The 20,257-nt window shown below is 71.0% G+C and carries 22 protein-coding genes and 2 pseudogenes; 11 read left to right on the top strand and 13 right to left on the bottom strand.

From position 1 onward, the window contains the following. Positions 1–18: 18 nt before the first annotated feature. From H9L22_RS17170 to H9L22_RS17180, 3 genes are all read right to left on the bottom strand, one after another. Positions 19–1,533, bottom strand: coding sequence for an acetyl-CoA hydrolase/transferase family protein (locus H9L22_RS17170; RefSeq protein WP_187720953.1), 1,515 nt, complete (start codon positions 1,531–1,533; stop codon positions 19–21). A gap of 128 nt (positions 1,534–1,661) precedes the next feature. Further along, the gene (serB, locus tag H9L22_RS17175; RefSeq protein WP_187720954.1) at positions 1,662–2,528 is read right to left on the bottom strand and encodes a phosphoserine phosphatase SerB; all 867 of its coding nucleotides are present in this window, start codon (positions 2,526–2,528) and stop codon (positions 1,662–1,664) included. Between the two features lie 28 nt (positions 2,529–2,556). Next, positions 2,557–3,909: a S1C family serine protease gene (locus tag H9L22_RS17180; RefSeq protein WP_226965960.1), complete on the bottom strand. Its 1,353-nt coding sequence runs from the start codon at positions 3,907–3,909 to the stop codon at positions 2,557–2,559. 139 nt (positions 3,910–4,048) lie between these two features. On the opposite strand from H9L22_RS17180, the gene H9L22_RS17185 reads away from it, so the two are divergent. From H9L22_RS17185 to H9L22_RS17200, 4 genes are read left to right on the top strand one after another with little or no spacing between them, the layout of a single operon-like run. After that, positions 4,049–4,576 carry a hypothetical protein gene (locus H9L22_RS17185; RefSeq protein WP_187720955.1) on the top strand — a complete coding sequence of 176 codons (528 nt, stop codon included), beginning with the start codon at positions 4,049–4,051 and terminating at the stop codon, positions 4,574–4,576. Beyond that, positions 4,576–5,043, top strand: coding sequence for a class I SAM-dependent methyltransferase (locus H9L22_RS17190; protein WP_187720956.1), 468 nt, complete (start codon positions 4,576–4,578; stop codon positions 5,041–5,043). The genes H9L22_RS17185 and H9L22_RS17190 overlap by 1 nt, the downstream gene beginning before the upstream one ends. Continuing rightward, positions 5,043–5,690, top strand: coding sequence for a bifunctional adenosylcobinamide kinase/adenosylcobinamide-phosphate guanylyltransferase (gene cobU / locus H9L22_RS17195; protein ID WP_187720957.1), 648 nt, complete (start codon positions 5,043–5,045; stop codon positions 5,688–5,690). The genes H9L22_RS17190 and cobU overlap by 1 nt, the downstream gene beginning before the upstream one ends. Continuing rightward, complete coding sequence (locus H9L22_RS17200) at positions 5,687–6,451, top strand: adenosylcobinamide-GDP ribazoletransferase (protein ID WP_226965961.1); 765 nt, start codon at positions 5,687–5,689, stop codon at positions 6,449–6,451. The genes cobU and H9L22_RS17200 overlap by 4 nt, the downstream gene beginning before the upstream one ends. On the opposite strand, the gene H9L22_RS17205 is transcribed toward H9L22_RS17200, so the two are convergent. From H9L22_RS17205 to H9L22_RS17245, 9 genes and pseudogenes are all read right to left on the bottom strand, one after another. Next, positions 6,448–7,053 carry a 2'-5' RNA ligase family protein gene (locus H9L22_RS17205; RefSeq protein WP_187720958.1) on the bottom strand — a complete coding sequence of 202 codons (606 nt, stop codon included), beginning with the start codon at positions 7,051–7,053 and terminating at the stop codon, positions 6,448–6,450. The two genes, H9L22_RS17200 and H9L22_RS17205, sit on opposite strands and share 4 nt — an antisense overlap. Positions 7,054–7,207: 154 nt before the next feature. After that, positions 7,208–7,825 (bottom strand): annotated as a pseudogene (locus tag H9L22_RS17210) (siderophore-interacting protein); the annotation flags it as partial. Between the two features lie 50 nt (positions 7,826–7,875). Next, positions 7,876–9,105, bottom strand: a complete 1,230-nt coding sequence (locus H9L22_RS17215; protein WP_187720959.1) for a hypothetical protein — start codon at positions 9,103–9,105, stop codon at positions 7,876–7,878. A 51-nt stretch (positions 9,106–9,156) separates the two neighbouring features. After that, on the bottom strand, positions 9,157–9,756 hold the full coding sequence (locus H9L22_RS17220) for a hypothetical protein (RefSeq protein ID WP_187720960.1): 600 nt from the start codon (positions 9,754–9,756) through the stop codon (positions 9,157–9,159). Next, complete coding sequence (locus H9L22_RS17225) at positions 9,753–10,181, bottom strand: preprotein translocase subunit SecA (protein WP_187720961.1); 429 nt, start codon at positions 10,179–10,181, stop codon at positions 9,753–9,755. Before H9L22_RS17225 ends, H9L22_RS17220 begins: the two co-directional genes overlap by 4 nt. Then, positions 10,172–11,347 (bottom strand): preprotein translocase subunit SecA, encoded by a 1,176-nt coding sequence (locus H9L22_RS17230; protein WP_187720962.1) that lies wholly within the window; start codon positions 11,345–11,347, stop codon positions 10,172–10,174. The genes H9L22_RS17225 and H9L22_RS17230 overlap by 10 nt, the downstream gene beginning before the upstream one ends. Before the next feature lie 31 nt (positions 11,348–11,378). After that, positions 11,379–11,618 (bottom strand): hypothetical protein, encoded by a 240-nt coding sequence (locus H9L22_RS17235; protein ID WP_187720963.1) that lies wholly within the window; start codon positions 11,616–11,618, stop codon positions 11,379–11,381. A gap of 52 nt (positions 11,619–11,670) precedes the next feature. After that, positions 11,671–13,089 carry an FtsX-like permease family protein gene (locus H9L22_RS17240; protein WP_187720964.1) on the bottom strand — a complete coding sequence of 473 codons (1,419 nt, stop codon included), beginning with the start codon at positions 13,087–13,089 and terminating at the stop codon, positions 11,671–11,673. Then, positions 13,086–13,835: an ABC transporter ATP-binding protein gene (locus H9L22_RS17245; RefSeq protein WP_187720965.1), complete on the bottom strand. Its 750-nt coding sequence runs from the start codon at positions 13,833–13,835 to the stop codon at positions 13,086–13,088. Before H9L22_RS17245 ends, H9L22_RS17240 begins: the two co-directional genes overlap by 4 nt. Positions 13,836–13,942: 107 nt before the next feature. Here H9L22_RS17245 and H9L22_RS17250 point away from each other — a divergent pair, with 107 nt between their 5' ends. From H9L22_RS17250 to H9L22_RS17260, 3 genes are all read left to right on the top strand, one after another. Beyond that, positions 13,943–14,656 (top strand): sensor histidine kinase, encoded by a 714-nt coding sequence (locus H9L22_RS17250; protein ID WP_187720966.1) that lies wholly within the window; start codon positions 13,943–13,945, stop codon positions 14,654–14,656. Next, positions 14,653–15,342: a response regulator transcription factor gene (locus H9L22_RS17255; RefSeq protein WP_187720967.1), complete on the top strand. Its 690-nt coding sequence runs from the start codon at positions 14,653–14,655 to the stop codon at positions 15,340–15,342. Before H9L22_RS17250 ends, H9L22_RS17255 begins: the two co-directional genes overlap by 4 nt. A 134-nt stretch (positions 15,343–15,476) precedes the next feature. Then, positions 15,477–16,616, top strand: a complete 1,140-nt coding sequence (locus tag H9L22_RS17260; protein ID WP_187720968.1) for an AI-2E family transporter — start codon at positions 15,477–15,479, stop codon at positions 16,614–16,616. Between the two features lie 18 nt (positions 16,617–16,634). Here the strand turns inward: H9L22_RS17260 and H9L22_RS17265 are convergent, their stop codons facing one another. Continuing rightward, positions 16,635–16,982, bottom strand: coding sequence for a hypothetical protein (locus H9L22_RS17265; protein WP_187720969.1), 348 nt, complete (start codon positions 16,980–16,982; stop codon positions 16,635–16,637). Between the two features lie 51 nt (positions 16,983–17,033). Here H9L22_RS17265 and H9L22_RS17270 point away from each other — a divergent pair, with 51 nt between their 5' ends. From H9L22_RS17270 to H9L22_RS17285, 4 genes and pseudogenes are all read left to right on the top strand, one after another. Next, positions 17,034–17,267 carry a DUF1232 domain-containing protein gene (locus H9L22_RS17270; RefSeq protein WP_187720970.1) on the top strand — a complete coding sequence of 78 codons (234 nt, stop codon included), beginning with the start codon at positions 17,034–17,036 and terminating at the stop codon, positions 17,265–17,267. Between the two features lie 75 nt (positions 17,268–17,342). Then, positions 17,343–18,704: a site-specific integrase gene (locus tag H9L22_RS17275; protein ID WP_187720971.1), complete on the top strand. Its 1,362-nt coding sequence runs from the start codon at positions 17,343–17,345 to the stop codon at positions 18,702–18,704. 139 nt (positions 18,705–18,843) lie between these two features. Continuing rightward, positions 18,844–19,328, top strand: a pseudogene (locus tag H9L22_RS19290) (transposase); the annotation flags it as partial. A 269-nt stretch (positions 19,329–19,597) separates the two neighbouring features. Continuing rightward, entirely contained in the window at positions 19,598–20,182 is a 585-nt protein-coding gene (locus H9L22_RS17285) for a hypothetical protein (RefSeq protein WP_187720973.1), read from the top strand. The last annotated feature ends 75 nt before the right edge of the window (positions 20,183–20,257 follow it).

A 20,257-nucleotide genomic window follows, 5' to 3' on the forward strand; every position in this document is an offset into this window, starting at 1 on the left:
TTCGTCGAGGAGGGCAGATCAGGGCATCATGGTGCCGGTCTCGAGGAACCGGACGTGCCAGCCGAGCGCCGTGGCGAGGTCGTGCGGCGTGTGCATGCCGTTGGCCTTCTTCTCGGCGAGCTTGACGTACTCGCGCAGCGGCTCCTTGAAGTCCGGGTGCGCGCAGTTGTCGATGATCAGCTTGGCCCGCTGCCGCGGGGCCATGCCACGCAGGTCCGCGAGGCCCTGCTCGGTGATGATGACCTGGACGTCGTGCTCCGTGTGGTCGACGTGGTTGACCATCGGGACGATGCAGGAGATCGCGCCGCCCTTCGCCGTCGACGGCGTGACGAACGAGGAGATCCAGCCGTTACGGGTGAAGTCACCCGAGCCGCCGATGCCGTTCTGCATGCGCGAACCCATGACGTGCGTGGAGTTCACGTTGCCGTAGATGTCGGCCTCGATCATGCCGTTGCAGGCGATGACGCCCATGCGACGGATCGCCTCGGGGTGGTTCGACACGTCCTGCGGACGCAGCACGATCTTCTTGGCGTAGTGGGCGGCGTTGTCGTTCATCTTCTCGGCGGCCTTGGGGCTCAGGGAGAAGGCGGTCGCCGACGCCACCGTCAGCTTGCCCGAGTCGAGCAGGTCGACCATGCCGTCCTGGATGACCTCGGTGTAGGAGGTCAGGTTCTCGAAGGGGCCGTCGAGCAGGCCCTGGAGGACGGCGTTGGCGATGTTGCCCACGCCAGACTGCAGCGGCAGCAGGTTCTTCGGCAGACGCCCCTGCTTGACCTCGTTGCCGAGGAAGTCCAGCAGGTTGTTGGCGATGGCGCGGGAGTCGTCGTCCAGCAGCTTGAACGGCGTGTTGCGGTCGGGGGCGTCGGTCTCGATGATGGCGATCACCTTGGAGGGATCGAGCTTCATGACCTTGCCACCGATGCGGTCGCCGGGGTTCTGGATCGGCAGGGGCACCCGGTTCGGGGGCAGGGCGCCGATCGGGTAGTAGATGTCGTGCATGCCGAAGAGGCCCTCGGACTGCCACGAGTTGACCTCGATGATGACGGCGTCCGCATAGTCGAGGTAGGTGCGGTTCATACCGACCGATGACGACGGGATCAGGTCGCCCTCGGCCGTGATTGCGGTGGCCTCGATGACGGCGACGTTGAGCTTCCCGAGGAAGCCCTGCGACACCTGCGGCCCCATGTGGGACAGGTGGATGTCCTGGTAGTAGGAGGTGCCGTTGTTGATGGCGGTGCGCATCTCCGGATCGGACTGGTACGGGGCGCGGTAGCTGATGCCGCCGGTGCGGGCCAGGGCGCCGTCCAGCTCCGGGGCGGTCGAGGCGCCGGTCCAGACGCCGATCCTCATTTCCTCGCCGCGGTTGTGTGCGGCGTCGATGACGGCGGCGAGCGCCTCCGGGAAGGCCTTCGGGTACCCCGAGCCGGTGAAGCCCGAGAAGCCGATGTTCCATCCGTTCTTGACGAGGGCGGCGGCGTCGTGGGCCGACATCACCTTGCTCTTGAGCGCCTCGTTGCGGATGCGACCAGACATCTGTCCTCCTTGATGATCGGGGTGGTGCGCAACACCCTAGCGGGCGCGCCCCGCCGTTTAGCGGTGCCCAGGGAAAGAACGCCGGCCCGAGGGGCCTAGGATTGGGAGAACCCGATGCGACGACGACGTCAGAACGAGGGGAACGCGAAGGCCGCGACAGCATCCAGGCGGGGGAATCCGATCGCCACGTCGGCCGCGGCCGCCGTCACCGGCTTCGCGCAGTACGCCACGGACAGGCCGGCCGCATCGAACATGCCCAGGTCGTTGGCGCCGTCGCCGACGGCCACCGTCCACCGCGGCTCGATGCCACGCTCGTGCGCGAAACGCAGCAGGTCGCGCCCCTTCTGCTCCCTGTCGACGACCGTGCCGACGACCTTCCCGGTGAGGACCTCGACGCCGTCGACGACCTCGGTCTCCAGCAGGTTGGCGTTGTAGAAGTCGAGCCCGAGACGCTCGGCGAGGGGCTGGACGAGTTGCACGAAGCCGCCGGAGGTGACGCCGACCAGGGCCCCGGCCGCCTTGGCGGTGGCGATGAGTTCCATCGCTCCGGGCGACAGTGTCATGCGCGGGCCCACCTCGGCGAACACCTCCGTCGGGAGGCCGCGGAGCGTGCCGACCCGCTCCGCCAGTGACTCGGCGAAGTCGAGTTCGCCCCGCATGGCGCGTTCGGTGATCTCGGCCACGCGTTCGCCGACGCCGGCGTGCTCGGCCAGTAGATCGACGGCCTCCGTCGTGGTCAGCGTCGAGTCGACGTCCATGAGCAGCAGGCGGGCCGGCGCCGCCGCGAGCGGCTCGGTGACCACCCCGACGGCGACCTTCCCGGCGACGGCACGAAGAGCCTCGGCCAGCAGCCGGGGCTCCTCGTGGTGTGCGAACACCGTGACCCGCCGTCCGTAGGCGGCCTCTTCCCTGTCGATCCGTGCCGGCTGGGGCACGAGGGCGATCAGGGACTCGGGGACGCTGCCTGCGGAGACGAAGGTGACGCGGATCCTCATGGGGTCAGGCTAACGGGTAGCCGGGCCCTCAGCTCGCGGCGGCCGCGGGCGTGACCGTGATGGTCTCCTCCTTGCCGTTGCGCAGGACGACCAGTTCCATCGGCTCGCCGACGCGGCCCGCGCGCACGAGGGCGACGAGCGACTCGGTGGAGGCGACGGGGGCGCCGTCGACGGAGACGACGAGGTCGCCGGCCCGCAGCCCAGCCGCCTCGGCGGGCGAGTCGGGGGTGACGGCCATGATGGTCGCGCCCTGTTGCCCCGTCTGACCGGCGTCCTGGGCGGTGACGCCCAGCTGGGGGTGTTCCGCCTTGCCGGTGGAGATGAGCTGGTCGGCGACGTAGCGGACCTGGTCGGACCCGATCGCGAACCCGATGCCGATGTTGCCGGACTCGGAGTTCGACGACGACGTCAGCGTCGCGATCGACGACGGGATGCCGACGAGTTCACCGGCGCTGTTGACGAGGGCGCCACCCGAGTTGCCCGGGTTGATGGCCGCGTTGGTCTGGATCGCCGCCGTGACGACGGCCTGGGTGTTCTGCCGCACGACGGGGTTCGTGTTGTCGGTGACCGCCTGCGTCGTCACCGGCCGGTTGAGGGCCGAGACGATGCCGGTGGTGACGGTGTCGACGAGGCCGAGCGGGTTGCCGATGGCCATCACGGGGTCACCCACCGCGAGCGTGGCCGAGTCGCCGTACGGCATGACGTCGAGGTTGGCGGGCGGGTCGACGAGCTTGATGACGGCGAGGTCGGTCGTGGGGTCGGTGCCGACGACGGTCGCCTCATAGGACACGTTGCCCAGCAGGACGGTGATCTGGGCGCCGCTTCCCGAGCTGGAGACGACGTGGTTGTTGGTGACGATGTGGCCCTGGGCGTCGATGACCACGCCGGAGCCCTCGCCGCCGGAACCCGTCCGCCCGACGACCTGGATGGCGACGACGGACTTCGAGGCGGCCTCGGCGACGGCGGTCCAGTCGGGGCTGGTCGCGTCGCCCTGCAGCACCGTCGTGGTCGTGGACTGGGAGGCGCCTGCGCTGCCACCCAGCTGGGCGGCGGCGAACCCGGCACCGCCGCCGACACCGGCTGCCAGCAGGGCGATGGCGACGAGGCTGGCCACGCCCGTGCGGGCCTTCTTCGGCTTCGTCACCGCGGCTGGTGCCGTGGGCTGGCCGAAGGGGCTCATCGGCTGGGGGCCGTAGGGCGGGAGCGGCTGGGTGGGGGGAGTGGAGACCCGGAACGGCTGCTGGGCAGTGGGCGTCTGGGTGGGCTGTCCCATCGCCTGCATCTGCGGCGACGGGGTCGGCTGGGCCGGCTGTCGGACGGTGGGCGCATCGACCTGGGAGGCCTCGCGGCTCCAGGGGTGGGGGTGCTGTTCGTTGCTCATGGTGTCCTCCTCGGGGTGATGTATCGAGACTCCCGCCCGATCCTGTGTGCCTGCTGTGAGCCTCCTGATCCTCCGCTGAGACTTCCCGCCGGACGGGGAGGCGGGCGCACGTCGGGCGCTTCGGCCCTAGGATCGGGGCATGAGAGACGCCGTGGATGACCTGATCTGGGACGAAGCACCCAAGGAGCCGACCGCGGCGGTGGGGGTGTTGGACGCTCCAGCGCTGGTGGCCGACGCCCTCACGCTCAGCGACGACGTCCGCGTGTTCTGTGACGACTGGCGCGACGCGCAGCAGGTGGATCCCGCCCTCCTGGTCGAGCATCCGGAGGACCTGGGCGGCGTCACGCTCGCGCTCGCCCGGCTGCCGAAGTCGCTCGGCGCGCTCGACGAGCACGCAGCGCTCGTGCAGGGGGCCCAGGACGTCACCTACCTCGGCGGGGCGCGCATCCGGAACATGAACCGCTCGATGAACGAGGTGCTGGGGAAGCACTTCGCCGCCGTCAGCGCGTCGCTGGGCCGCTCGAAGTCGCGCGTGCTGCGGGCCTGGGGGCCGGAAGGCGCCGAGTCGGACTGGCCGAAGGTGCGTTCCCACGAGGACCTTGGCTTCGCCGTCGCCGCCCACGGTGCCACCTTCGGGGAACCAAGATCGATCCCGGCACGCGCCTGATGCTCGGGGTGCTCAAGGGCGGCGGGCGCACCGGCGGACTCGAGGCCGAGGACGTGCTCGACTGGGGCTGCGGCAACGGCAGCGTGTCGATGTGGCTGGCTGCCCGGGGTCACCGGGTCCTCGCGCGTGACGTGAGCTGGTCTGCGGTCGCCGCCACCGCCGTCGCCGCGGAGGTCAACGGCCTCACCGTCGACGCGACGTGGGGATCGGGCCTGGACGGCTACGCCGACGGGTCGCTCGACGCCATCGTCACCAACCCGCCGTTCCACCTGGGCGTGGCCAAGGACTCGTCCGACACACTGGAGATGTTCGACGGCGCCCGCCGCGTGCTGCGCCGGGGAGGGAAGCTGTGGTGCGTCTTCAACTCGCACCTGCCCTACCGCAAGGAACTGAACGTGCGCGTCGGCCGCACCCAGATCGCGGCCCAGGACCCGCGCTACACGGTCACCGTCACCACGGTCGCCTGATGCGGTACCTGGTCGATTTCGACGACTCCCACGACGGGCTGCGCAGCCTGCTGGAGGGGCTGGTCGCCGCCGGACACGCGACCCGCCTGGAGGCCGGCGCAGGCCGCGGCTTCGGAGGCGGGGCCGCCCTCGTGCTCGGCGGGGCCCGGTCCGGGAAGTCGACCTGGGCCGAGGCACAGTTCGCCGATGTCGCCGTGGTCGACTACGTCGCCACGTCGATCGTCGACGACTCCGACGGGGAGTGGAGCGAGCGGGTCGCCCTGCACCGCGCCCGCCGGCCCGCGACCTGGCGCACCGTCGAGACGCTCGACCTCGAGGCCGTGCTGGCCGCCGCCGACGAGGCGCCCGTGCTTGTCGACTGCCTCGCACTGTGGCTCGACCGGGTGCTCACCGAAGTCGGTGCCTGGGACGACGCCGACGGCTGGCGCGACCGGCTCGACGTCCGCGTCGCCGGGCTGGTCGCCGCCGTCGCCGCCACGCGCCGCGACGTGATCCTCGTCAGCAACGAGGTCGGCTCCGGGCTGGTGCCCGGCACCGCCGTCGAGCGCCTCTACCGCGACGAACTGGGCAGGCTCAACAGCAGGATCGCGGCCGCGTGCCGCGAGGTGTGGCTGTGCGTCGCCGGCGTCGCGACGAGGCTGCGGTGAGGTCGTTCGCCGCCGCCGTCGGCCTGTTCAGCGTCCTGCCGGTGCGCGGGCTCGACGACGTCGACCGCGGACACGCCCGCGGTGCGATGCTCGCATTCCCCTGGCTGGGTGCCCTCCTCGGGGCGATCGCCGGCGCCGTCGGCGGCGTGGCCGCGTGGCAGCAGCTGCCGCTGCTCGGCCCCGTGCTGGCGCTCGCGACGCTGGCCGCGCTGACCGGCGCGCTGCATCTCGACGGCGTCGCAGACACCGCCGACGGGCTCGGCTCCCGCAAGCCCGCGGCCGAGGCGTTGTCCATCATGCGTCGCTCGGACATCGGGCCCATGGGCGTGGTGACGCTCGTCTTCGTGCTGGGGATCCAGGCGATGGCGCTCGCCTCCGTGCCCGGGCCCGCCTGGGTGCCGTTCGCTGCCCTGACGGCGGCCGCCATGGTGTCGCGACTCACCGTCACCGTCGCGACGGTCGGCAACCGGTTCGCCAGGGACAGCGGCTTCGGGGCCCTGTTCCGCGCCGTGACCCCGCGGGCAGGGGCCATCGTCGACGCCCTGCTGGTCGCCGGTGCGCTGGCGGGCCTCGGCCTGCTGGCGGCCGGGCCGCGCGGTGCCCTCGTGTTCGCCGTCGCGGCCGCGGTGGCCGCACTCGTGGCCTGGGGGTGGGGCGCCCATCTCCTGCGCCGTCTCGGCGGCTGGACCGGCGACACGTTCGGCTCGCTGATCGAGATCACGGCGACCGTGTTCCTGGTGGGCGTCGCCTTCGGTCTCTAGGCCGGCGTCCAGGCGCGGGTGGCCAGGTCGAAACGGCCCACGGGCTCCAAGGGGCCCGCGACGTCGTGGGTCTCGTAGCGCAGCAGCGACACGGTCGGCACGTGCACGACCAACGTCTCCGTCCAGTCGGCGAAGGACGAGATGATCGGGGCGAGGGGCGCGCGGGTCGCGTAGAGGCCGATGGTGACGTGGGGCGTGTAGGGTCCCGGCCTCGCCTCCAGGGCCTCATGCAGAGAGGCCACGCCGGCCCCGTCGGCCGTGAGGTACGGGGCGCCCGCGAAGCTGCCGAATGCGCCGATGACAAGGTCGAACGGTGCGACCGCAGCGGAGACGAGCGCGGCCAGGTCGGCGGCGAACTCGGCGTCGCCGTAGACGCCGTCCGTGGGCGTCGCGCCCGGTGTGGGCGCGAGCCCGGCGTAGGCGAGCGTCAGGTGGGGCTGCCGGGCGTAGCGGCGGAGCAGCAGCGGTGTGAGCCGGGCCCTGGCCCGTGCCGTCAGCGCCGTGACGTCGTCGCGGTCCAGGTCGACCGCCCAGACCAGCGCATGGGGGCAGCCGCCGTGCCACTCGACGAAGTCGGCGTCGATGACCGGTTCGGTGGTCACTTCGCGGGCGGGCCTCGGCGCCCGCTGCAATCTCCGCCGCCTCCAAAGACGCGACGAAGTCGTGCTTCGACGCCTGCCAGTCGTCCTCGGTCATGCCGGAGCGCCAGTAGCCCGAGATCGACACGTCCGCGCGCGGCACCCCCAACTCGACGAACAGGTAGCCGCGCAGGTCCTTGACCATCTCGGCCACGCCGTGGACGAACCACCCGACGCGCCCCTGCGGAACAGCGGCGGAGCGGACCCGCGCGGCGAGCGCCGAGCCGTGGGCCGCTCCGTCGCGGGCGACCCACTCGATGATGGCACCGGGTGGCGTGGGCATCGGGAAGCGGGCCGCGGCGTCGGCGATCTCGAGGAAGACCGCGGCGGTCGCCCCCGCGGGCAGAGCCTCGAGCGCGGCGGCGATCGCGGGTGCGGAGGCCTCGTCGCCGACCAGGACGAAGTGCTCGACGTCGTCGGCCGGGTGCCAGGCGCCTCCCGGGCCGAAGAAGGAGATCTCGTCGCCGGGGGCGGCGGTGGCGGCCCAGGGGCCCGCGAGGCCGTCGTCGCCGTGGACGACGAAGTCGACGACGATGGCTCCGGTGGCCGCGTCGTGGCTGCGGACGGTGTAGGTGCGGGTGGCAGGCGGGAACGAGAACTTGATGTAGTGGTCGGTGTGGGGCAGCTCGACGCCCGCGAGATCGGGGCAGTCGAAGGTGAGACGGACGAGGTCCCGCGAGAGGCGCTCGGTGGCGGTCACGGTGGCCCTGCGCTCGATGCGCTGGCGAGGTGGCATGGGTTCTCCGGGGAAGACGAACGGGTTAGGTAACCCTAACCCGCTCCCCGTCAGGAGGCCGATTCGTCCCAGGCAGCGAGCACGGCCCGCCCCGCGGCGTCCGGGTTCCTGTCGCCCCGCGCCGTTCCCTGTCGGGTGGAGGTGAACGTCACGTGGGCTTCGTCAGCCATCACCTCGACAACCCGTTCGTCCGGCCAGGGCAGTCCCCGGAGCCGTGCCAACGCCTCCGCCCGGTCGGAGGCGGGCACGCCGTCCATCCGGACCGTGATCTGCTCCGGTTCGACGCGGACCGTGGGCATCCGCCGCACGGCGTTGTGGTTGAGGGCGGCCCAGGAGTCGCGCACGTGCGGCAGCTCGCCCACCATCCACACGTGGTGCCCCGTGCCCCGGCATCCGACGCCGACCTGGAGGGCGGTCGTGAAGGAAGCCAGGACGTCCGCGCACTGCTCCAGGGGCACCTCGTGGAGCTCGATCCGCCCGGGGAGAAGCGTCACCCGCAGGCCGGCGTCGGTGAGCTGGCGGAAGAGGGCGGTGTCGACGGTTCCCGTACCGATGTGGATCAGGTTGCTGCGCTGACGCAGCGTCCAGGGGAGGTCGGTCCGGATGTCTCCGAGCGTTGCGAGGTCGGCGTCGTCCAGGAGGGTGACCAGATCGCCCTGGATCATCCAGGCGTGCGGTTCGAGCTGGGCCAACGCGCTGGCGCGCCCTGGCACCTGGCTCCCGGGGAACGCCCCGGTGTAGCGACTGTCGATGTCGTAGGCGGCGAAGTAGACGCCATCGTGGAGGGGAGCCGCGGCGAGTGTGGTCGCCAAGGTCGTCGTCTGATACTCGATGAGGCGGGGCCACTCCTCGCGCCCCGGACCGCTGTAGGGGCCGAGCGCCCAGCCGACGCGACGTCCGGTCGCCCCCGCAGGGAGCGGCTCGTCAGCCCACGCCCAGGCGTCATCGGGCGCCGCGTGCCGGGACAGGAGCCGCAGCGTCGTCGAGCCGCCGGTGACCGGCCAGGTGACGTGGAGGGAGAACCGACCGCTTCCGTTCGTGCCCCACTGCTCGGCGAGGTCGTCGCTGAAGCTCCGGGCCTCCGTCAGGGAACCCACCTCGACCGTGACCAGCCCGCCGATGATCCCGACAAGGCCGTACTGGGCCTCGAAGGTGATCGAGGGGTGGTGGGCGCGTTGCTCTTCGACCCAGGCCTCGAGCTGGCCAGCCTGGCGACCGCTGCAGCCGCCTCCCAACACCAGGGCCGCCACCACGGCCGCTGCCTTCCAGACACGTCCCACGGCTCACCTCCCGCTAGGGCAGCAGGCTAGTCGCGCAGCAGGTCGACCGGGTCAGCGGCGGCCCAGCGCCTTCGCCATGCGGTCGAGCTCGCCGCCGAGCTCGTTGTCGGTGACGGTGTAGGCCCAGGTGGCCGATGGCACGCGGTCGCCGAGGAAGGTGAGGTCGAGCCCGTCAGCGGTGCTGGCGCCCGCGAGCAGTCGGGCAGCGTCGTCGGCCGTCTCCGCCACGACCGACTCGAAGGCGGTGGCCACCTGACGCTCGAACTCCGTCAACGGGTCCTCCTTCGCGAGTGCCCGCAGGTGGATGCCCTCGCGGATCTCGCCAGCGAACGCCAGGTGCTCGCTCCATCGCAGGTCGATCGCCGCCAGCAATGCCAGCCGGCAGGCGGCGGCCAGGTGGCCGGCATCGATCTCGCGGCCCAGGTCGTCGAGCAGGTCGCCGTCGGCGGTCCGCAGCACCTCGACGGCGAACGCCTCGGATGCCAGCGCCCGGTCGCGCTGCTCCAGCACCGCCCGGCGCTGGGCCGAGAGCAGGTTCGCGTACCGCGTGGACAGACGGCGCAGGCTCTGCTGCTGGCCCTCGTCGATCCGCTGCGCGTGACCGCTCAGGTCGGCCAACCTGCGGTCGCGCACCACGCCGTCGGCCGTCACGTCGAGGGGAGCCGGTGATCCGGCGCATGCCTGACGATGAGGTCGTCGTCGAGGGAGGCGAGGAAGACCGAGTCGCCCGGGTCTCCCTGGCGGCCTGCGCGTCCCCGGAGCTGGTCCTCGAGCCGCGACGACGGGAACAGCCCCACGCCGATCACCCGCAGACCGCCTGCGGCCACCGAGGCGTCGGGCAGCCGGATGTCGGTGCCCCGTCCCGCCAGCTGCGTCGAGACGGTGATCCGCCCGGGCGCGCCCGCCTCGGCGACGATCGCCGCCTCGTCGTCGGTGTTGGCGGCGTTCAGGACCGTCGCGGGGAGCCCTGCGGTGGCGAGGACGGCGCCGTAGCGGACGGAGTCGGCCACCGACCGGCAGGCGACCAGCACCGGGCGGCCCTCCTCGTGCGCCTCCCGCACCTCGGCTACCAGCACCGTGTCGCGATGTTCGGCCGAGTCGAAGAGGAGGGTGGGGCGGTCCAGGCGCAGGCAGGGGGTGGCCGGGGCAGCTGCACCACCTGCATGCGGTAGGTCTCCTCCAGCTCGGTGCGGGCGCCGAGCAGGGTGGCGCTCATCCCCACAACGGAGTCGTACATGCTCACCAGCTCGCCGATGACGAGCTGGTCGAGCACCTCGAGCCGGGGCTCGGCGGTCAACGACTCCTTGGCCTCGACCGCCGCCTGCAGCCCGTCGGGCCAGCGCTGCAGCTTCTCGACCCGGCCGCGCGAGCCGCTGATCAGCCACACCCTGCCTCCGGCCACCATGTAGTCGACGTCGCGGGTCAGCAGCGCCTCCGCGTGCAGCGCGGCGTTGACGCCCACGAGGAGCTCGGCGTCGCCGTCGAACAGGTCGCTGCCGGGAAAGGCCGCCTCGATCTCGGACAGCCCCGCCTCCGTCAGGTGGACGGTGCGGTGATCGGGCGAGCGGTCGTAGTGGAGGCCGGGGGCCAGCCGACTGGCGAGGGCGGCCAGATCCCGGGCCGCGTCGTTGGTCTCCAGCGCACCCTCGGCCGCCAGCACCAGCGGCACGCGTGCCTCGTCCAACAGCACTGCGTCGGCCTCGTCGATGATGACGGCGTCGCGGACAGCGCCCGTGCGCAGGGCTGCATCGACCGCGAGGCGGTCCCTGAGCACGTCGAATCCGGCCTCGGCGACCGAGACGTAGACCACGTCGCAGGCGTAGGCCGCCCGTCGGGCCCCCGGGTCGGCGTCCGCGGTGACGTAGCCGACGCTGCGTTCCAGCGCCGCGAACAGCGGCCCCATCCAGGTGGCGTCGCGCCTGGCCAGGTAGTCGTTGGCGGTGAGCACGTGCACGCGTCTCCTGCGGGCGACGAGCCCGGCGGCGGCCATGGCACCCACGAGGGTCTTCCCCTCGCCCGTCGGCAGTTCGACGGAGAGGCCGCGCAGCATCGCCAGCGTCGCGCGCTCCTGCGGCGGGAGCGGCGACAGCCCGACGGCGGAGGCGGCCGCGGCGAAGATCGGGGCGAGTTCGCGGGCCTCCTCCTTGTTGGGGGCCAGGCGCCCGAGCAGCCGCGAGTTCGCCCGCCGGTCGAGCCAGCCGCGGGCGGCGTCGGCGGGGGAACGGCGGGGGCGCTGCGTCATCGTCGGGCCCTTCCTGTCGGAGACCCCCAGGCTACCGACCGGGGGCCGGACCGCCCGCGTCAGGCGGGCCCGTGATCCGGCGGCGCATCAGTTCCGCCCCGGGGCCGGCGGCCTGGCCGAGCCCGATGGGGCGGCCGGTCAGGATCATGGCGATGGACAGCGCCGGGGCATGTGCCGCGGCTCCCTCGCCGGCTGCCCAGTCGGCGTCGACGGCGACGAACCGGACACCCTCGCGTGGTGAGGGGGCGCATGGCCCCTCCAGGCCGCACACTCTACGCGCGGCCCGGAGGATTGGACAGGTGTCTGCGGCGCCGGGTGCCGGCTCAGTCGGCCCGGCGCTCCAGCGTCCCGAGGACCTGGGTCTGCAGCGGCCGGGAGGCCAGCAGCGCCCCGCACACCAGCGTGAGCCCCAGGGCAAGCACCGTCCCCAGCAGCAGCGGGCCGAGTGTCGACTCGCCGGCGGTCGCTGCGAGGCGGGCGACCGGGCCGGCCATTCCGGCGCCCAGCCCCACGCCCAATGCCATGCCGAGGACGAGCGGCCCGAGGGTCTCCAGCCAGGAAGCCTTCGTCAGGAACGATCGCGGGGAGCCCATCTTGTCGAGCGCCCTGGCCTGTTCGGCGCGCTCCAGCACGGCCGAGGCCTGAGTGATCAGGACCGACGTCGCCGCGAGGGCGAGCCCGACTGCCAGCGTGATCAGGGCGCCCTTCGTGAAGTCGTGGACGGCGCCCTCGATGACCGACTGGGAGGCACCTCCCTCGGCCGAATCGAGGCTGACCGGCATCATGGCGACGTACCCGCTGATGAAGCACAGCAGCGCGATCCCGGAGACCTGCTGCCAGGTCGCCTTCGGGTTGGCCTGCACGCGGCGCGCCGCCCACACCAGCGACGGCCAGGGCGCCTGGGCCACCAGCCTGCTGAGGTGCTGCAACACCCACGGCGCCACCAGGTTGAGGCCCCACACCACGACGATCAGGAAGCCGCCGATGACCAGCCACGGGACCAGCGTGGCGCCGAGCGGCACGGCGCTGGAGCCTGCGATCGCGATGCCGAGCAGAGCGACGAAGGCGATCGGTCGCCAGACCTTCAGCCCGGGCCTGGAACCGCGACGGGCCACGCCGAGCGGGGAGATCCGCACCTGCCGCAGCCCCCACCAGCTGGCGACGAGCCCGATCACGACCGTGGCGGCCAGGATGCCGAGCACCCCGAACCAGGGGAGCAGCATCTCCGCGGGATCCACGGGGACCGCCTGCATCGTCAGATTCCCCCACAGAGGCAGCGTCGCGAAGTACGCGGCCGTGCCCGCCGCGCAGCCGATGACGGCCTGGATCAGAGCGTCGATCAACGACATGCGGGTCACATCGCCGGCCGAGAGCCCCAGCAGGCGCAGCGCGGCGAGACGCCGCTCCCGGCCGCGGGCCCCCAGCACTGCGGCCGAGCCAGCCAGACCGGCCAGCGACGGGATGAGCAGGGCGCAGGCGACGACGGCCAGCACCGCGTACATCGTCAGGAACACGTCGAAGGTGGGGTCCTCGGCCAGCGCCTCTGCCAGCAGCCCCGTCGGGTTCGCTGCCCGCTGGAAGAACATGAGGGTTCCGCCCGCGACGGTGAGCGCGAGCGCCGAGCTGACCGCGTAGGCGAGGATCGAGGCGAGATAGAGCAGCGACTCGCCCTGCCGGATCGCAAAGCGGGACTTCGTCAGCTGGAGACTCAGCGACGAGAGGCCGGTGATGGTCGGGCTCATCGGGTCGCCTCCCGGCTGGCACCGAGCCGGCGGTCGGAGTGCACCAGCCCGTCGCGGATCTCCACCAGGCGCGAGCACCAGGCGGCGACGTTGGGGTCGTGGGTCACCAGGATCAGGCTGGCGCCGGCGAGCCCGACGATCGCCGTCAGCAGCTGCATCACCTCATGGCCCGTGGCCTGGTCGAGCGCACCGCTCGGCTCGTCGGCGAAGACGACCTTCGGTCGTCCGACCAGCGCCCGGGCGATGGCGACGCGCTGGGCCTGGCCGCCGGACATGTCTCCGGGACGGCGGCCGGCAAGGTCGGCGATGCCGAGGCGGGCGAGCATGGCGTCGGCCTCAGCCAGCGCCTTGCCCCGGCCGCTGCCGGTCAGCATCAGCGGCAGCGCCACGTTCTCGCGGGAGGGGAGCTCGGGGATCAGCTGGTTGTCCTGGAACACGAAGCCGAACTCGGTCAGGCGGGTGTGGGAGCGACGCTTGTCGGACAGGCCCGACAGGGTGTTGCCCGCGAGGCGCACCTCGCCGGCGTCGGGTGTCAGCACTCCGGACAGGCAGTGCAGCAGGGTCGACTTGCCGGAGCCGGACGGGCCCATGACGGCCACCGTCTCTCCGGCCGCGACCTCGAGGCTGACGCCGGCGAGCGCCCGCACCTGGCCGAACGAACGGGTGATGTCGTGGGTGGAGAGGAGGGGCTGCCCGGCGGCGCGGGCGACCGCCGTCTCCTCGGAGAAGTTCGTCACGTTGGTCATGCCACCATTCCATCCGTTGTGTCGTGCCCCGACCACAGTGTGCGCGTTGCTTCGCAGGTAGTGCCAGCACTACCCCTCGACGCTGCCACATCCGATAGGTTCGCGGTGTGAGATGGCGGCGACGTGCGGAGGAGCAGTCCCACGAGGACGCTGCCGCCGGGCAGATCGCGGAGCTGGTCGCGTCGCGCAGGATCATCGTCGACGCCTACGAGGTGGAGCGGCGACGGCTGGAGCGCGACCTGCACGACGGCACCCAGCAGTACCTGGTCGCCGCTGCCATGAAGCTAGGTGAGGCGGCCCTGTCGCCGTCCGTCGAGGCGGATCCCGCCCTCGCCGCCCTCCTCGACGACGCCCGCGCCACGCTGATGAGAGGGCTGGAGGCGCTCCGCACGACCGTCCGCGGCATCCATCCCAGCATCCTGAGCGAGCGGGGACTCGCCGCGGCCCTCGACGATGTCGCGGCGGCCGCCGCCGGTGAGGTGCGGATCGTCGTGCCCAACCCGCTCCCGGACCTTCCGGAGGGGGTGTTGGCGTCCGGGTACTTCTTCGCCGCAGAGGCCATCGCCAACGCGGCCAAGTACGCGCCCGGCGCGCCCGTCACGGTGCTGTTGACCGCCGACGAGGCGCTCCGGATCTCCGTCGTCGACAGCGGTGCGGGCGGCGCGAGGATCATCCCGGGCCACGGGCTGGCCGGGCTGCGGGAACGGCTCGCGGCGTTCGGCGGCACCATCGACATCTCCAGCCCTGAGGGCGGCCCGACGCAGGTGGTGGCCGCTCTTCCGCTGCTGCTGCGGCGCGGCGAGCCGGGGGTCCAGCTGTGACCGGCGCCCGGCTCGTGGTCGCGGACGACTCGGTGCTGCTGCGCGAGGGGCTCGTCGGGCTGCTGGAACGGCAGGGGTTTGAGGTGGTCGCGCAGGAGGGGCGTGCCGACGCGCTCGTGCAGTGCGTGCGTGAGCTGGCCGCCGGCGGGGCGCTCCCTGACGCCGTCATCACCGATGTGCGGATGCCGCCGGGAATGTCGAACGACGGGCTGCGCGCGGCCCTCGACCTGAAGACGGAGTTCCCCGCGCTCGGGATGCTGGTGGTGAGCCAGTACGTCGCGCCGCTGTATGCGCAGGAGCTGTTCGGGCTGCCGACGCCCGCGGGCGCGGGCGGCGCCGGCTACCTGCTGAAGGACCGTGTGGCCGAGGTCGCGGACTTCATCCGGTCGCTCCGCCTGGTGCTGGCCGGCGGCGTCGTCATCGACCCGGAGGTGGCGCGCGCCATGGTGCACAGCAGCCGTTCGGGGTTGGGGGAGTTGAGTGGTCGCGAGCTCGAGGTGCTGGAGTTGATGGCCCGCGGGCTGTCGAACGCGGAGATCGCCGACGACCTCGTCCTCTCCGGGGCAGCCGTGGCCAAACACGTCAGCAACATCTTCGCGAAGCTCCGGCTGGCGCCGGGGGAGGAGAACCGGCGGGTCCGGGCCATCCTCGCGTTCCTCGCCGACGCGGGTGGAGGCACACGCTAGGCGCGTCGTGGGGGCGACTCCGTCGTTGCGCCGGACAACTCCGTCCTGACTAGGTCGGTCAAGCTACAGACAGGACGACTGCGCCGCCCTAGGATGACGCCAGAGCGAGCCAGCTAGCCATCGGAGGACCGGCCATGTCTGCAGAGAGTCCGGGCGTCGAACCCACTCCCACCACCGGCCCCCTTCACGTCAGAGCGCGGCTGATGAACCCGTTCGTGTGGGCCTTCCTGGCGATGCTCGGAGCGCTCACCGGGTTCGCCCTCGGGGGCGCCGTCGCGGCATTGAGCAGCATCGGTGTCACCGTCCTCATCGCGGTGTTCTTCGCACTGGCGCTCGACCCGGTGGTGCGCAGGCTCGAGGCCAGAGGGTTGGGGCGGGGCATCGCCATCGGCGTCACGTTCGCGGGGCTCGTCGTCGTGGTCGGAGCGATGCTCGCGTTCGTCGTGCCCGCCACCGTGCACCAGGTGGTGGCCTTCACGAAGTCCGTCCCGGAGTTCCTGACGGCGCTGGAGCAGCAGCCGTGGTTCCAGGAGCTGACGGGACTGGGCGGGGAGGAGGCGTACGACGCCGTCCTCGACCGGCTCCAGGCGTGGATCTCGAACCCGGCGAATCTTCTCGCGATCGGCAACGGGGTGCTCGCCTTCGGGTCCGGCCTGATCAACGGCATCTCCGGCACCATGATCGCCCTGGTGCTCACGCTGTACTTCCTGGCGTCCCTCGACGGCACGAAGCAGGCGTTCTACCGTCTGCTGCCCGCCTACAAGCGGCCGAAGGCCGCCGAGGTCACGGAGAAGATCACCCGTTCTGTCGGTGGCGCCATCGGCGGGTCGATCCAGCTGGGCGTCTTCAACGGCATCTTCTCGTTCATCCTGCTGAGCGTCCTGGGCACCCCCTACGCGGTGATGCTGGCCTTCCTGGCGCTGCTGGTGTCGATGCTGCCGATGATCGGCTCGGTGATGGTGTGGATCATCGCGTCGGCTGTCTGCCTGATGCACTCGTGGCAGACGGCGCTCGCCTTCGCCGTCATCTACTTCGTCTACATGCAGATCGAGGCGTACGTCATGACGCCGCGCATCATGAACAAAGCGGTGTCCGTACCGGGGCCGCTGGTCCTGATCGGAGCCATGGTCGGCGCCACCCTGATGGGGCTGCTGGGCGCGCTGGTCGCCGTCCCGATCACGGCGTCGCTGCTGATCGTCATCAATAGTGTCGTCATCCCGAAGCAGGACGCCAGGACCGGGCCGGAACCGACCGTCGATCCGCAGGCGCACTGACGGCGTCTGCCGAGGCCGTCAGTAGCCGACGGGTGCCACCCTGGTCAGCTCTCCCATGGCCGACATCGTCCGGATGCGGTAGACCAACTGCTCGTCGAAGGGCTGCGGATCGAGCAGCAGCGAGGCGAAACCGGTCATCGAGTTGGACATGACGTGGCCGCTCACGTGCACATTGCGGTCGGCGGGGATCTCGAACGCGACGGGCCCCCACATCACCTGGAAGCTGCGCCCGTCGATAGTGATGATCGGCCGGTAGGTGCCCGTCGTCAGGCCGGGGCCCTGGCAGTCGACGGTGATCACCCGGCGGGGTCCGTCGTGGAACTCCATGTAGCCGATGACTCCGGGGATGCTGGCGAAGGCGCTCATGGGCACATCGTAGGGACGGCGTGTGTCAGGGCCGGTCGGTAGCCTTGAGGCATGGAGAAGAAGAAGGTCATCGGCGCTGTCGCCACCGGTGTGATCGCCGTCCTGTGGGGCGCGTCCCCGGTGGACATCATCCCCGACGTCCTGGGGCCGATCGGTTTCGCCGACGACGCGGCGGTCCTGATCGCCGCGGCGGCCATCATCTGGAAGCTGCTCTCGGGGGCGAAGAAGCCTGCCGTCGCTGAGGTGCCGGCTGATCAGGAGAAGCCGACGCCGCCCGCCGTCTGAGGCTCTTCCGGGTAGGCCTTGGTGCGAGCAACCCGGAAGCAAAAGATTCCCGCCCTGGCCGGGACGGGAATCTGTGTGGCGGAGGGTCGCCGAGCGTGGGGCAAGGTTCGCCAGCTTCCCTCCGGGCGTTACCAGGCGTCCTACATCCTCGGCAGCGTTCGCGGCGGCGATCAAGGCACACGCTACACAGCGCTCCAGACGTTTGACGCGAAGGGCGATGCCTGGGGGTGGCTCGACCGCGAACACCGGCTGATCGATCGCGGCGACTGGACTCCACCGATCGAGCGATTCCGCGAGGCCGAGGAGGAGCGCCAGCGCAAGGAGGTCGCCCGGCGAGCAGCAGCGGCGGTGCCCACAATCGCCGCCTACGGCTCGCAGTACCTCGAGCGCGGTGAGCTCGCTGCCACGTCGCGGGACCGCTATCGCCAACTCTTCAAGTTCTACATCCTTGCCGAGCCCACGACGATCACGCGGCGAGGGATGGTGAAAGGCAAGCCTGTTGCGAAGCACGGCATTGGCGGTGTGCGCGTCACCGAGTTGACCCGTGCCGACGTGCGCCTGTGGTGGCAGGGTCTCCCGGTCAGCACGCGCGAGTCCTCGTGCCGGCAGGCGTACGACTTGCTGCGAGCGATCATGAACGCCGCCGTCGAGGCTGAGCTCATCGAGGTGAACCCCGTCCAGGTCAAGGCGGCCACCCAAGCCCAGGCCTCGCGGGAACGAGATCTGGACCCCCTCCCCATCGACGTGTTGTACGCCGTTGCGGAGCAGATGCCCGAACGTTGGCGGCTGGGCGTACTCCTCGGGGGCGTGCTCGGTCTGCGGTCTGGCGAGGTCCGGGCGCTGCAGCGTCGCGACTTCAGTCTCAACGGTGAGGTCCCGACGGTGAAGGTCCATCAGCCGGTGAAGGAGGCGGAGGGCAAGGTCGAGATCGGACCGCTCAAGACCGCCCGGAAGGGCATAGCCTTCCGCACCCTTCCGATCCCGGCCGCTCTCGTGGGTGATGTGAGGTCGCATCTTCGCGAGCACACACAGCTGGGTCGGACGGGGTTGCTCTTCTGGCGCAACAGGGACGGCGGGCCAGTGAAGTCCGCGGACTGGCTAAGGGCGTTCAAGAATGCATGCAAGACCGTCGCCAATAACCTCGAGGAGGACGCCGTTCGTCGCCTTGAGCAGTCAGGAGAACAGGAGAGCGAGGAGTCGCAGCGCATCCGGGAACTGCTGACCGGCCAAGGGGGCTACGTCTTCCACGGAACCCGCGTGACGGGGCTCACCTGGGCCTACCGGCTGTCCGGGGGCAATCTCCGGGCCGTCCAAGCGATCGCCGGCCACACCTCGCCGAAGATGGCGCTGCGCTACCAGCGCGCGGAGATGGACTACCTCGCCGCAGTGGCGGGCAACGTCTCCTCGATGATCGAGGCCAGCACGCGTAAGCCTTGATCCGACCCACGCTCGCTCGTGAAGGCGGCTTCCAAGTCTGCTGGGTTGATCAAAAGGGCGTTCTCTCGACGGGTGACGATGGCGTGACTGCCCAGGCCCGCAGAGCCCGTCGATCGGTGGAGGCGCCGAAGCCGGCGCACGATCAGTGCAGGACCTCCACGGCCATCGGGGCCGCGCCCAGGATCCGCTGTACCGCGCCAGGCGCACTCACTCTGCACACCGGAGTCGACCTGCTCACCCGCGACGACAAGCCCGCGTCGACGCCTTGTTCGCCGTCGACGACCACGTGCAACTCGAAGCGACCTACGGGGTCTACCAGCAGTTGGTGGCCGCCTACCGCGAACCCGACCGCGCCACAGGCCGCGGCCAGATGGAGGCCTTCATCGCCAGCGTCAGCAGCGGGGTCCCCAGCGTCCTTGCGTGAGGTCATCACCCTTGGTCGCACGTTGAAGAAGCGGTCCGCTGACGTGCTGGCCTACTTCGACCGGCCCGGCACCTCGAATGGCCCTACCGAAGGCCCTGAATGGCCTCGAAAACCTCCGCGGTTCCGCGCTCGGCTTCCGGCACTTCGCCCACTACATCGCCCGCAGCCGCCTCAAGACCGGCGGATTCAGACCCCGCCTATGTGACCCCGCCTACACCCCGGATTGTGAAGAGCCCGGAATGTTATCACGGCTCGGATACTCTTCAAGACTTCTCTCAAGCCGCGCGATTGACGGCTACACCCCAAGACACACGTAGTGGGTGCCCAAGGTTGCGAGAACCGTGAGCACCCACTTCGAATGGGCTACGGGAAGCTAATCCCGCAACCGATCGCAGCCGACCAAGGGTGAGGCTCGAAGCGATCCAGTTCAAATTGTGAAACTTGGTCCCAGACGAGGTACTTGCCGGCCATGCGGTTCGTGCAGCAAGCAGTGCGCTCTGGGGATCTGGCCGCGCTGAGGACGGTGGGGCGCCTCGCGCTGGTCGACGACGTGGCAGTGATGGCATGGGTGCGCGCCTTGGCGCGGGGCCGGCGTTGGAGCTCCGACGTGCGCGAGGCCGCCATGGACCTTCTCTCGAACGGTCGCACGGAGAGGCTGTCGAGTTCCGAGAGGTCCAGGCTCCGCTCGCGACTCAGGGAAATGTCGGTTGTGGAGATCGCGCACGCAGCCGACGGACTCGGCGGAGGGTGGGCGCGCTACCGGGTGGCGCACGTTCCCGACCTCCCCAGGGTCGGTCCTTCGGCTGCGGACATGACGACGCTGGGCGTCGTCCCGGGAGAGGGTTGGATGACGTTCGTGGAAACCGACGACTTGGACCGGCTGGAGCAGGGACACGACGTGATCCTCGATGCTGACGGGAACCTGGGCGTCGTGGAACGCCCAGTCACCACCCCGCGCCCCGCCAGGTTGCTTCTGGACAGTTATCTGTTGGGCGACGTCAGGGTGTCGGCTGCTGCGGCGAACGAGTTGGAGCAGCGGGCTCATGATCTCTGACGTCTTTAAGCGCCTGGACGAGATCGCAAGCGCTCTGCCCCGGAGCGGTGGATGCCCGTGGGTGGACTCATGGTT

Source organism: Tessaracoccus defluvii (assembly GCF_014489575.1).
Classification (GTDB): Bacteria; Actinomycetota; Actinomycetes; order Propionibacteriales; family Propionibacteriaceae; genus Arachnia; species Arachnia defluvii.

Excerpts from the sequence above, each read along its gene's own strand:
- H9L22_RS17270 (WP_187720970.1), top strand. The coding sequence starts at position 17,034 with ATGGAGAAGAAGAAGGTCATCGGCGCTGTCGCCACCGGTGTGATCGCC.
- H9L22_RS17180 (WP_226965960.1), bottom strand. The coding sequence starts at position 3,909 with ATGAGCAACGAACAGCACCCCCACCCCTGGAGCCGCGAGGCCTCCCAG.
- H9L22_RS17245 (WP_187720965.1), bottom strand. The coding sequence starts at position 13,835 with ATGACCAACGTGACGAACTTCTCCGAGGAGACGGCGGTCGCCCGCGCC.
- H9L22_RS17170 (WP_187720953.1), bottom strand. The coding sequence starts at position 1,533 with ATGTCTGGTCGCATCCGCAACGAGGCGCTCAAGAGCAAGGTGATGTCG.
- cobU (WP_187720957.1), top strand. The coding sequence starts at position 5,043 with ATGCGGTACCTGGTCGATTTCGACGACTCCCACGACGGGCTGCGCAGC.
- H9L22_RS17285 (WP_187720973.1), top strand. The coding sequence starts at position 19,598 with ATGCGGTTCGTGCAGCAAGCAGTGCGCTCTGGGGATCTGGCCGCGCTG.
- H9L22_RS17240 (WP_187720964.1), bottom strand. The coding sequence starts at position 13,089 with ATGAGCCCGACCATCACCGGCCTCTCGTCGCTGAGTCTCCAGCTGACG.
- H9L22_RS17190 (WP_187720956.1), top strand. The coding sequence starts at position 4,576 with ATGCTCGGGGTGCTCAAGGGCGGCGGGCGCACCGGCGGACTCGAGGCC.
- H9L22_RS17260 (WP_187720968.1), top strand. The coding sequence starts at position 15,477 with ATGTCTGCAGAGAGTCCGGGCGTCGAACCCACTCCCACCACCGGCCCC.
- H9L22_RS17265 (WP_187720969.1), bottom strand. The coding sequence starts at position 16,982 with ATGAGCGCCTTCGCCAGCATCCCCGGAGTCATCGGCTACATGGAGTTC.
- H9L22_RS17230 (WP_187720962.1), bottom strand. The coding sequence starts at position 11,347 with ATGACGCAGCGCCCCCGCCGTTCCCCCGCCGACGCCGCCCGCGGCTGG.
- serB (WP_187720954.1), bottom strand. The coding sequence starts at position 2,528 with ATGAGGATCCGCGTCACCTTCGTCTCCGCAGGCAGCGTCCCCGAGTCC.
- H9L22_RS17185 (WP_187720955.1), top strand. The coding sequence starts at position 4,049 with ATGAGAGACGCCGTGGATGACCTGATCTGGGACGAAGCACCCAAGGAG.